Below are 12250 nucleotides of genomic sequence, written 5' to 3'. Positions count from 1 at the left end.
TCATCTAATCCTCTTTTAATCCTCTTTCGTTAAGCTGGAGGATTTTGCGCCGACCTTCGAATATCCCACAGCCAGCAGCGTACCTAGAATCGCGATGATCACCACGTTGCCGAGCCATGCTGCCACACCCTGCAAAAACACTTTATTCACCGGCTCCTTGTAAATAATTATATCCAAAACGGGAGCTACCAAAATCCACGCCGCTGCGTTGGCAATAATCTGTACCACGTTGAAATGGATAATTTCTTTCTTACCGAATCCGCCTTCTTTGATGGCATATTTCTTCGCGAATACACCTACGATAATTCCGAATACCGCCTCGGGAAATACCCAGCTCCACCATGCACTTCCGTAGAAGAACATGTCTCCCACCGCATGACCGATAAGACCTACCGCCGCGCCTACTATAGGCCCGAACACCGCTGCCAGAAATGCCAGAAGAGCTGCTCTCGGCTGCAAATATGTATTCGGGATTCCAAGCGGAATCTGTACCTGAGTCAAAGCGACAAATAATGCTGCTCCAATACCAACTGCAACCACTTCTTTTACACCAAAACTTGTCTTCATGCTTCCTTCCTCCTCACTCGTTGAACTATTTACCTTAAGGGCTCTTTATGAGTCCACGCTTTATCATATCATAATTTCTTTCCTAAGTCCAAATGAATATATTATTTTTTCCTTTACCCTCTTTCCGGTAAGCTGCTCTAAAGCTTTCGCATAATAATCCAATTGCTTTTCGTATCTTTTAACGAGTTCCTCCGGCGCATTCACCTTATCCGTCTTGTAATCGGCCACCACCAGCTCTGCATCCTCCTCGAAATAGACGTCGATAATTCCCTGAATGAGCACCAGCTCCTCAGAAGGAAACTTTTCGTTCAGCTCATTTGCCGGAAGGCCCAGTACAAAGGGCTGTTCTCTATGCAGGCAGCCATGTTTTTCTGCTTCCGCCATACGCGCCGCCAAGCCGGTATTCATGAATTCCTCAATAGCTGTAACGGAGACCACTCCGGCATATTCCGTGCTGAGCAAACCTTGCTTTTGCATCTTAGCTATCTGCTCCCCAACAGGCACTCTCGCTTCTATGTCTGTGAAATCCATAAGCTCCATTACCTTATGAAAAGCGCTTCCCCTTCCGGCTCCGCCCAAGACCTCTTCCTCCTGCATGAATCTGGGAATATAAGGGATCACTATTTCCTCCTCGTACAGATGAAAGGAAAAATCTGTTTCCTCCTCCTGACCTGCTTTCTTCAGTTCCGACACCGTAGTTTTCGTATACAAATCCTTTAAATTTTCATGTTCATACGTATAATCAAAAATTTCTGACATGTGCGTCATCAATCTTTCATCTACGGGAAGCTGTCTGTCAGAAAGGTGCAATCTCCGTCTGGCTCCTTCCGCCTGTATCTGCTCTTTTATCTCTGCCCCAGCCAACTCCTCATCTCCGATAAGCCTTACCCTTATTTGAGCATCGCCGGCATACAGCCCGGCTTTAGAGATAACGTACGAGATGTCTGAGCTGTTCGTGACATCTTCATATCCGAACTCTTTCCAAATTGAAGCAAAAGAAGAATGCCTTACAAGTGCGGGCAAAATAAAATCGAGGTAGCTTCCTGCTCCGGTAAGCTCGCTGTAAAATAGCTGTGGTTCCTTCGATAGGCGCATGGGAACGAGAGCATTCAGCTTGTTTTCCAACTTATCGACTGCTCCGGTCATTATCAATTTTTCCTTCGCCCTTGTAAGCGCAACATAGAGTACACGCAGCTCTTCTCCCAGATTGTCCAGACGCATCTTTTCCGCTATGACATTCTTGCGAAGTGTCTTGCTTTGCAGCCTGTTTTCCACATCCACGTAATCTGCACCGATTCCCATATCCATATCGGCAATCATTTTTCCGTTTGTATCCATCATGTTGAACCACTTTGCCAGACCCGAAACAAAGCAAATGGGAAATTCCAGCCCCTTGCTCTTATGGATACTCATGATTCTTACCACGTCCGCATTTTCATCCAGAATGTTGGCTTCTCCATAATCCACATCGTATTTCTCAAGCTGCTCCATATATCGTATGAAATGAAACAATCCGTAATAACTGGTCCGCTCGAAGGCCGATGCCCGCTCTAACAGTGTTTCCACATTAGCCTTTCGCTGCTCTCCCCCCGGCAGAGCCGTTACGTAATGAAGATAACCCGTTTCTATGGCGATATCCCGCATCAGCTCATGAATCGGCATATATACGGTCTTGTCTCTGTATTCCTCCAAGAATTCAAGAAAGTTCCTTACCTTTTCTCCAAGGGCTGCATCATCAGCCTCGAATTCCTTTAAACATAAGTAAAGCTTTTTCTTTTTATCGGAAAAGACCGCTCGTATCTTCGCGATTTCTTCCTCATCGAAGTTCCCGAAATATGATTTCAGAACGCCGAACAGCGGAATGTCCTGCTGAGGATTATCCAATATCCGCAGCAATTGCAACAAGGTCTGTATCTCCTTTGCTGCGAAATATCCCGTCTTCGATGCTACGTGGGAAGGAATTCCCTCCTCCTTCAGCACACTCTTAAAGTCCTCGTCCCAACCCGCATTGGTACGAAGCAGAATTACGATATCCTGATACCGCGCAGGGCGAAGCGCACCGCTTTCCTTATCCGTTACGGGAAAGTGCCCTACCAGTTCTTTAATGCGCTTTGCTACAGCATAGGCTTCCCTTTGGCGGACGGTCATTTTTCCTTCCTCCGACTCCTGCTTTTTTATCAGCAAAAGCTCCGTGCAGTTTTGGGATATTCCCTCCTCATCCTGTTCCACCGCGGGATAGACCGCTCCAGGATACAGCGCTGCCTTATCGTCGTACTCCACACCGCCCAGTTTCCTTCCCATAATCTGGGAGAAGATATAATTCACGCTATCCAATATCTCCTTGCGGCTTCTGAAGTTTTTATGCAGGTCTATTCTTCTTTCCGTATCCGAGCCGGCCTTGTAATCATTATACTTTTTCATAAAAATCTCCGGCCTCGCCAGACGGAACTTATAAATGCTCTGCTTCACATCGCCTACCATGAATCGGTTAAAGGCACCCTCTGACTCTCCCGAAACGCTCTCCAGCAAATATTCCTGAACCAAATTGCTATCCTGATATTCGTCAATCAATATTTCCGTAAAGAACGCACGGTAATCCAGAGCTGTCTTCGTAATCTCAATGTCCTTCGGATATCGAGACGGCTCATCGCCGTTTTCCATACAATAGGAAGATTCATTGTTCCTCCTTTTTATCAGGATGGAGAGCGCCAGATGCTCCATATCTGAGAAATCTATGATATTACTTTCACGCTTCTTTTTATCCAGAGCCTCCTTATATTCCAACGTCAGATCCACCAGCTCTGCAACAGCCGCGCTGCTGCCCTTCATATACTTAAGCACAGTCTCCGGCTGGGCAGGAAAATATTTGGCACACAGGTCCTTGCATATTTCCTTGATTTCCTTTCGTATTCCCTGCACGATTTCACGCTTTGTACCGGATACACTGTCATCTTTCCTGGAAGGAAGCCGGTCGAACGTCATTCCGCCAAAAAAAGAATAACCTTCGCTATATCGCGTCAAAAGGGTCAAACGTTCAAGCCGCTGCTTCTCCCGCTCCAGGACCTCGGCATACATATATGGGCCGTCAGGCTGTTCACAAATAAGAATACACTCCTCCATCTTCCTCACACAGTCCTGTGTCAGGCTCCTTATCTGCTCCATGCAAAAGGTAATCCATGAGCCGTCATTTCTTTCTTCTAACGCCTCCAGAGAGTCTATTTCATAGTCGTGCTTTCTATCAAGAAGCCATTCCTCCGGCCAAGGGTAACTTTCTGCAAACTGATAAAGCTTCAAAATATGCTCTTCGACAGCTCTATCGTGATTGCCGGTACTGAAATATTCCACGCAGTGCAGAAAGGATGCGTTTCCCTCTTCAAATTTTTGTTCCAACAGCTCCGCCATTACATCTTTTTTTAACAGCTTCAGCTCTCCCTCATCTGCCACCCGAAAGCCGGGGTCAAGACCGATGTCGTTAAAGTTATTCCTTATCACGAACATACAGAAGCTATCGATCGTGGTAATCTGCGCATTATGAACGAGCGCCGCCTGCTTTTGCAGATGCTCGTTCCAAGGCTCTTCCTCCAGCCGCGCTGCTATTGCGTTTCCAATTCTCTCCCGCATTTCTGCAGCAGCCGCATTCGTAAAGGTCACCACTAAAAGCCTGTCGATATCTATAGGCTTAGCTTCGTCGCTGACCATCTTCACGATACGCTCTACAAGCACCGCTGTCTTTCCCGATCCGGCAGCCGCAGATACCAATATATTGCATCCATGCGTATCAATAACCTCCTGCTGCTCCTTCGTATAAGTAATGCCCATATCTTTCTGTCTCCTATTCGAATTCCTATCTGAATTGATCTTCGGATTTCAACTTCATATCTGGATTTCGACTCCATATCCGGATTTCGAATTCGCCTCTCTGATTCTCTCCATCGCCTCCTGCGCCTCCAGATTCTCAAGCCGCCTATATCCGTATCCGCTTATTCCTTCGTCGAAGCCGCAGACGCTTTTATATTCACAGTAATCACAGGAAGTCCCCCCGCTTTGCTCGTAAGGATTGATTTCTATATTTCCCTGCATGATATCCATACCGATTTGTTTGATCTTATAGTTTACATAACCAGATATTTCTTCCATGTCATCTCCAGTTATGACACTCGATTTCGAGCTGTAACTTCCGTCCTTTTTCCGTTCTACGGGCACAACATCAGACTTATCCGAGAATTCTCCATCAAGCAAACTGATAACTGTGTCATTTCCAGTGACTACACCGGTCATTCTAAGCTCTTTCAGAAGTCTCTCATTGATTTCCTCCGGCGTTACCTCCCCCTCCGCTTTCACCATCGGATCTGACACATGATAATATAATAGCGCTGCCGGAACAACTTCTTTATCCGGATATTTCTTCTTTTCCAATTCTACGGCAGCGTTCATATATACCACAAGCTGAAGCTGCAGCCCGTAATAAAGCGCTGCCAGGTTAAACTTTCTGTTCCCCGATTTATAGTCTATTACCTTTACGTACACATGCTCTTCATCCTCATAAGTATCGATACGGTCAATCCGCCCCCGCAGCTTCATCCTCTCTTCCCCCGAAAGGGCGATATTCACTGACTCCAGATTGTCTGCCATCTGGAAGGACATCTCAAAGTTTTCAGGGATAAAGCTTCCCTTTCTCAGCTGGTGTTGCAACGTGAGCACCGTGCGTTTTAAAATGCGGCGCATTCGGTCTATGGCATATTCGTTCCTCGCAGTGCTGTATAAAATCGTATTCCCATAGGCAGCCGCATAGCCATCCATGGCCTGAGTCAGCATTTCCTCCGCTTCCTCCTCGCCGAAATCGAACCATGTATAGCCCTGCTCCTGCAGCTTTCCGGCAAATAGCTCCAGTACTCCATGAAACACATTTCCCATATCAGCCGCTTCGAAGCTGTATTCCTCCCTTTCTTCCAGAGAAAGGCCATATTTCAGAAAGTGGGCATAGGCACAAGCCGCATAAGTTTCCAGACGACTTACACTGCTGACCAAGAGATTTCCGTACAAAGCTCCGGCAATTTCCCTACCCAGACCTTTTTCCCGATAATAGGTAAATGCCGCTTCGATAAGCTCTCCAATACGGCTTTTATATACCTCATCCCCAAGGTAAGCGCGGTAAACCGTAAAGAACCTTCTTTTGTCTTCCTCTCCCAGCTTCCCTGCTGCATATTCCCTCAGCATGGACGTCAGATAGTCCAGCCCCGCCCGCTTCGTTTCCAGTTTCTCCTCCGGATTCTTAAGCTCCGGCTTCTGTGCCTTCAGGCGAGGAAACAGCTTGCTTAGCGTATCAATCAGATATGCAGGGCGCAGGCTCTTACCCTCTCCGCTCACCTTGCAGTAGGAAAGATATAAGTACTCCGAGGGCTTGGTCATATTCATATAAAGATACAACCTTTGTATGTACATCTGCTGCCTTGGCGTAGGTGCCAGCGCATAGGGCGATTCCTGAAGGAATTCCCTGTCGATATCGGATATAATTCCACCCATTCCAGCATTTTTGGGTATATTTCCATCATTGACCCCTATGAAAAAGAGCACCTTGATTTCCTTCAGACGAGTTCTCTCGATGTCACCTACTACAACCCGGTCCACATTCTGAGGAATCATTCCTACTTCTATTTCTCCAAAACCCGCATCCAGAATATCGGCGAACTCTTTCATATTCATTTTTTCATCCGAAAGCAGACTTTCAATCTGATCCAGCAAATCTATGACCAGGCGATATATTTGCCCGTACTCCTTGGCTCTGGCGGCATCATTTTTCCTCTCGAACATTTTTTCATATGCTGCCAGCTTCTCCTGAACCTTATTCTCCGTTATAAACCCATACAACGCCTTTATTTTTTCCCCGGCGGTGTCCGCTTTTCGGGTAAGAGGGATGATCTGTCCTACAAACCTCTCACGTATACCGTTCAGTCGAGCAAGCTCTTCTTCCTCGCCTTCCTCTTCCTTTCCTGTGAAAATGTCCATCCACCTTTTTTTACCCTTGATTCCTCTGGCAATTACATAGTTTTCCATCCGGTCCGTCTCTTCCCTCGTAAAGTCGGCAAGACCGCTGCGCAGATAATGAAACACAGATTGATAGGAAAAGTTCTCCATAACAATTTTAAGTGCGCTTCTTATATATTCGATAAAGGGATTTAACAAGATTCCCTTTGTTTGATCGATAAATACGGGAATTTCGAACTTCGCTGCTTTCGTCTGGGCATGTCCCGCATAAGTCTCCATATTTCCCGTTACGATGGCAAAATCCCGGTAACAATAATGCTTCTCTCTAATGAGCCGCTTTATCTCGATGCATACCTGCCTCATCTCTTCTCCCGGCGAAGAGGTCTCAAAAAGATGCAGCGCTTCGCTATCCTTTCCATACACCTTGGCAGGATACCGGAACAAATACTTTTCCAGATGCTGCATTTCTTCGTTGTTCTGAAATCTTGGCAGCCGCTCCTCCTTCAAGAACACGTCTGTTCCAAAGGGCACGCCTGCCTCCGCCGCAAGCTTCCTTAAGTCTGCGGTAGTCTTCTTGCTTAAGTAAAAAAGCTTCTGCTCTCCATCCGGCTTATACGGATCCTGACCGGCGTCCATCACCACCGTAACGATGACCTCCCCCGCCAGCGTCATCAACCGCTGGATCAATCTGTTCTGAATCGGCGTAAAGCCCGTAAAGCCGTCGAAGGCTATCACGCTCCCCTTTACCAGCCTGGACTTTGGAAGCAGCTCACAGAGCAAATCCAGCGTTTCCTCTGTAGTAATATATTTATCCCGTATATATTCGAGAAATTTCTTATAAAGCAGTTCCAAATCCTTCAGTTTATGATAAAGCGCCCCCCGTTTTTCAGCGTAGGCCGCAAGCTCACCGAGTTCCTTTTCTCCGATTCCGTACTGCATGAACTCCGAGATCACGGATTTCACCTCATGAATATACCCGATTTTACGAAGATTACTTCCGATTACCGGCATCTCTTCTTGTATATCCTCCGCTACCTTTCTAAGGACCAGACTCTTCCCGGTATCATCTAACACCGCGCGCCTGTCCGCCCCCACCTCTTCCAGAATTCTGTGAGAAAGCCTTCCAAAGCTAAGAACATCAATGTTCATAATCCCTTTCCTCGGATGTGCCTTTACCAAATCCATCTGCGTCTGCATGGTAAACTGGTCCGGTACAATAATGAGGAAATTGGTATCAGGCTCTTCCATTCCCCGCCTCACCATTTCCTCATGCAGCCTCGTGCTCTTTCCTGCACCCGAAGCTCCGAAATAAAAACGCAATCCCATCTGTCATACTCCTCTCCTGCTGTGAATAGCAACCTCCTGCTACAAATACCGCATAATCTCCCTTACCGAATCAAAAATAAGATGAGGCTTTACCTCCGATTCCTCCGCATCTTTCATAGAAGCTTCACCGCTCAAAACAAGAATGCTCCATAAGCCATTATTCCTTCCCGCCGCAATATCCGTATAAAGCCTGTCCCCCACCATTACCGTCTTTGCCCTGTCCGCCCCGGTCCGCTCTATCAAATAATCCATCATATCCGCGTTCGGCTTTCCGATAATTCTATCCGGATAGCGCATCGCAGACGCATGAATAAACGCATGAATCGCCCCCACATCCGGAATAAATCCCGTTTCCGTAGGACAGTTATAGTCAGGGTGAGTAGCAATATAGGGAAGCCCCTCCCGCACAAAATCACACACCCTACACATCTTCGCGTAGGTGAGCGTAGTATCGAAAGCAGTCACTACCACCTCCGGCTTCTCCTCCACAAGCACGATTCCCTCTTTCTCAAATTCCTCAGCCAGCATATCATTCCCTAGCAAGAACACCCGCTTCCCCGGAAAATACCTCTTCAAATAATAAATGGTCGCCTGCCCCGATGTAACTACTTTATCCATCCCCACCTCAAGCCCCATACGGCGCAGCTTCTCCACATATACCTGTGCATTCTTGGAAGAATTATTCGTCAGGAACACATACCTCTTCCCCGAATCTTCAATCCTCTTTAAAAATTCCCTCGCCCCCTCGATCCACCGTTCCCCCAAATAAACCGTTCCATCCATATCCAATGCAAAACATTCAATCCCCGCCAAAATTCCCTCTCTATCCTCATTTACCTCAGGAAGCATCGTCCAATCGCCCATCTCTTATTATCTCCCGTCCTTTATATAAATTTAAACAATTATATAGTCCATAACCTTACCAATTTTATATACAATTTCATTCCCTAACCTCATTAATTTTATATACGCTTTTACAACCTTGCCGAGGCTTTCTTCGGTGGATTGGGTTTCAGTTCTTTTAGTGAGCGGCTTGCATTTTCTTAAGAAAACCCTAGGCACCCAGGGAAAACGCCGCAAGGATGCGGCGTTTAGGCAGCATAGTACATGGATGTACTTTGCTGCCGGCCCGTCCGTCCTCATTACATTCACGGTTTTCTTTAGAAAATACAGCCGCGAACGTCAGAACAGAAACCCAATCCACCGAAGAAAGCCTTTCACAACCTCCCAAATTACACATAAAATTCCCCCACCCCTACACTTCATTATACGTTCCCCCACCCTAAAAAACAAGTAAGAGGGTGACTCCACCCTCTTACTTTCATTCCCCGCTATTCATTTATATTTCATCTTACATCAGGAACCCACAGATCAAAGTCCCCCATACAATATTACGCTTCTTCCTGCGGCACATGAAACGCCGCAATAGTCGCTTCCATCTCATGCACGATTTCCTGAAGCTTAACGCCTGCCTCCTGCAAGCCCTGCGTACCGTGCAGCATTCCCTCCGCACTATGGGCCACTTCCTCTGTACCTACGGCTCCATCCGTGGTAGCCCTCTGCAGGCTGTCGATAACCTGCATAATGACTTCATTCTCTCCGCTTATTTTCTTCGCCACATCAGAGAACTGCTTCAAAATACCGTCGATATTTTCCGCATCCTCATGATACTGCTTGCTGATTTCCACCTGATGCTGATATGTCTTTCTAACATTGGTATCCATGTAGGAAAGGACCTGCGTAGCACAGTCACACAAATGTTTCACGCTTTCCGTTACCATTTGGGTAATCCGCTGAATCTCTCCGGCGGTATCCTTGGAGCTCTCTGCTAACTTCCTGATCTCCTCCGCAACTACCGAAAATCCCTTTCCCGCCTGGCCCGCTCTGGCCGCTTCTATGGATGCATTGAGGGCGAGAAGATTAGTGGAATCAGAGATGCTGAGAATAGCCTTCGTCAGCTCGTTGATCTGCTCTACCTGACCGGAATCCGTAATTGCCTCTTCCAGACGCTTCTTGGTAGTATCGATAAGAATCTCGTTTTCCTTTTCTGCACTCTGAGATTCCTTATTCAGCCTTCCTGCTCTATCATAAATCGCCGCTATATTTTCAATACCTTCCCCGTTCTGCCTTTCCATGACAGCAACGTATTCCTCCATGCGTTTCGATGTCTCTCCCAGATGGTCCGCCATGTTTGAAGTTTCTTGCATTCCCGCCGCCAGCTCCTGAGACACAGAAGAAATATTCGTTACCATATTGTTATAATCGTCAATAATGCTGCCCAGATTGCCCGACGCCTCTCTAATTCCTTTTCCCTCACCGGACATCGTCTCAATCACATGCCCCATGGATTTTTGTACCTTATCTATGGCGATGGCAATCTTGCCGATTTCGTTTTTCTTATTCAAATACTTCACATATTCGCTGCCGGTAAAATCGCTCTCCTGCATCTTCTTTAAATCCACCACCATCTTTTTAAGAGGATTGGATATAGTGCCTCCTATCATAAAGGCGAAGATACATATGAATAAACTCACGAACAATATGACAAAGAACGCACTTCTTTGCATGGAGGCGATTCCGCTTTCCACCTCTGAAACCGACGCCAAGAGCACAAGCGTATATCCATTATCCAGCTTTACAAAGCTTACCAATGACTTTACGCCTCCCAGATCCATCTCCACCACTCCGGTGCTGTTCTCTTTAAGAGCCTCCATCAAGCCGATATAGCCTACGCTTTCCAGCGTATCCGTTATCGTATAGCTTTCATCCACAAGAAATTGCTGCTTCGTATTGAGCAAAAACGCCCTTCCGGTATCATAAATGGAGATTCCGCGTATCATATCAGATATCTCATTGAAATCCACATCCACACCGATGATGCCTACCAGCTTCTCCTCCACATAAACCGGTTCGCAACGGCTTACACAGGATTTGTCAAAAGCTTCTTTATAATAGGGATCAAGCCAAATCGCTTCTCCCGCTTCCTTCGTCTGATAATACCATTCCCAGTTTGCAGCACGGTTCAAATAATTATCGTACTCAGAAACAGCATCCATTTCCACCAGTTTTCCCTGACTATACCATGTTCCGGTAACTCCCAGCTGTACCTCAGGTTCGGTGTAGGCATACATGCTCGCGACCTCTGGATGAAGCTGCGTAATACGTGCCAGATAGCCGCCCAGTTTCTTCATATACGCTTTGTTATAAGCCTTATCGCTGAGCCTTATCGGCTCATAGGTACCCACGATATACGACGATATACTCTCCGCAAGGCTTTCCAGATTCTGATACTTCATATTGATGTCTCCTGCATATTGCAGAGACATCGCACTCAGCTTTTCTCTGGCCTCCTTATTGATTTCCTTCACCGCTACCTTTGTGCTGATAGCCCCCACCGCGATGGATGCGACTAAAACACAAGCGATGATAGAAACGATAATCGATGTAGAAATTTTACGCATTTTGTTTCCTCCCAATAGTAATCTTACGGCTTGGGGGAAATCTTTCACGTCAGGACTCTTTACGAATCCTTTCCATCGCATAATACCGTATTGCGGTATTCATTTGCAGATATCCCCACCTGTTTTTTAAACACTCTGGAAAAATGGGCCATATCCAAAAAACCCACCTCTTCCGCAATATCTCCAATCCTCAAAGATGGATTGGTAAGCAGCCTTTTTGCCTGCTCCATCCGGACATTGTTCAATATCTCTGAAAAATTCTGTCCGGTATATTTATTTAACAGCTTGCTCAAATGCCACTGGCTTACATACACGTTGTCCGCAACGTCCGCCAGCTTAAGCCTCTCTTTATAATTCTTCTCTATGTACGCGAGGGCATTTTTGACAATAAAGCTGCTTGCCGCACTATCGAGCACCTCTTCATTTTCCTCTGCTGCCTCGTCCCGGCCTTCCAATAAACGCTTTACTACAGAAGGATTATTCTTCAGATTTGCCAGCATGGCAAAAAGTGCTTCATCCAGTTCTTCCATCTTCGATGGTTTTAACAAAAAACGGCATACTCCCAGCCGGATTGCCTCCTGCGCATAGTCGAAATCGCGAAAGCCTGTGAGAATCGTAACCTCCATGTCGGGAAATTCCGATTTCAAAGCAGCTATCATGCTAAGCCCGTCCATTTTAGGCATAGAAATATCGGATATTAGTATGTCCGGCTTTTCTCTTCGGATTACCTCCAAGCCTTCCACTCCATCCCCCGCGGTTCCCACCACCAGACAGTCGAGGTTCTCCCACTTCACCGCTTTCTTAAGGCCCCTTACTATAATCGGTTCATCATCAATAATCACTACTTTATACATGCGTGATACCTCCATAATCATATATGGATTCTATCACAAAAAGCTCGACAAGAAAAG

7 protein-coding genes are annotated in these 12250 nt (G+C 46.5%); all 7 read right to left on the bottom strand.

The genetic code is table 11. The features are described 5' to 3' along the window. Window positions 1–15 precede the first annotated feature (15 nt). The 7 genes from CC90_RS0100655 to CC90_RS0100625 all read right to left on the bottom strand — a co-directional run bounded on the left by CC90_RS0100655 (window position 16) and on the right by CC90_RS0100625 (window position 12193). Window positions 16–567: an ECF-type riboflavin transporter substrate-binding protein gene (locus CC90_RS0100655; RefSeq protein ID WP_031388917.1), complete on the bottom strand. Its 552-nt coding sequence runs from the start codon at window positions 565–567 to the stop codon at window positions 16–18. Between the two features lie 63 nt (window positions 568–630). Further along, window positions 631–4386, bottom strand: a complete 3756-nt coding sequence (addA, locus tag CC90_RS0100650; RefSeq protein ID WP_031388916.1) for a helicase-exonuclease AddAB subunit AddA — start codon at window positions 4384–4386, stop codon at window positions 631–633. Window positions 4387–4440: 54 nt separating this feature from the next. Beyond that, window positions 4441–7878: a helicase-exonuclease AddAB subunit AddB gene (gene addB, locus CC90_RS0100645; RefSeq protein WP_031388915.1), complete on the bottom strand. Its 3438-nt coding sequence runs from the start codon at window positions 7876–7878 to the stop codon at window positions 4441–4443. A 39-nt stretch (window positions 7879–7917) separates the two neighbouring features. Continuing rightward, the gene (locus CC90_RS0100640; RefSeq protein WP_242843217.1) at window positions 7918–8742 is read right to left on the bottom strand and encodes an HAD-IIA family hydrolase; all 825 of its coding nucleotides are present in this window, start codon (window positions 8740–8742) and stop codon (window positions 7918–7920) included. 190 nt (window positions 8743–8932) lie between these two features. Beyond that, window positions 8933–9118, bottom strand: a complete 186-nt coding sequence (locus CC90_RS0100635) for a hypothetical protein (protein ID WP_031388913.1) — start codon at window positions 9116–9118, stop codon at window positions 8933–8935. Between the two features lie 151 nt (window positions 9119–9269). Next, a complete protein-coding gene (locus CC90_RS0100630; protein ID WP_031388912.1) occupies window positions 9270–11339 on the bottom strand; it encodes a methyl-accepting chemotaxis protein in 2070 nt (689 codons plus the stop codon). A 59-nt stretch (window positions 11340–11398) separates the two neighbouring features. Next, the gene (locus CC90_RS0100625; RefSeq protein ID WP_031388911.1) at window positions 11399–12193 is read right to left on the bottom strand and encodes a response regulator transcription factor; all 795 of its coding nucleotides are present in this window, start codon (window positions 12191–12193) and stop codon (window positions 11399–11401) included. Between the last annotated feature and the right edge of the window lie 57 nt (window positions 12194–12250).

Origin of the sequence: Kineothrix alysoides, from assembly GCF_000732725.1 — a bacterium.
Taxonomy (GTDB): domain Bacteria; phylum Bacillota; class Clostridia; order Lachnospirales; family Lachnospiraceae; genus Kineothrix; species Kineothrix alysoides.
This window is presented reverse-complemented; position numbering and strand designations above follow the sequence as displayed.

Excerpts from the sequence above, each read along its gene's own strand:
- CC90_RS0100655 (WP_031388917.1), bottom strand. The coding sequence starts at position 567 with ATGAAGACAAGTTTTGGTGTAAAAGAAGTGGTTGCAGTTGGTATTGGA.
- addA (WP_031388916.1), bottom strand. The coding sequence starts at position 4,386 with ATGGGCATTACTTATACGAAGGAGCAGCAGGAGGTTATTGATACGCAT.
- addB (WP_031388915.1), bottom strand. The coding sequence starts at position 7,878 with ATGGGATTGCGTTTTTATTTCGGAGCTTCGGGTGCAGGAAAGAGCACG.
- CC90_RS0100640 (WP_242843217.1), bottom strand. The coding sequence starts at position 8,742 with ATGGGCGATTGGACGATGCTTCCTGAGGTAAATGAGGATAGAGAGGGA.
- CC90_RS0100635 (WP_031388913.1), bottom strand. The coding sequence starts at position 9,118 with ATGTGTAATTTGGGAGGTTGTGAAAGGCTTTCTTCGGTGGATTGGGTT.
- CC90_RS0100630 (WP_031388912.1), bottom strand. The coding sequence starts at position 11,339 with ATGCGTAAAATTTCTACATCGATTATCGTTTCTATCATCGCTTGTGTT.
- CC90_RS0100625 (WP_031388911.1), bottom strand. The coding sequence starts at position 12,193 with ATGTATAAAGTAGTGATTATTGATGATGAACCGATTATAGTAAGGGGC.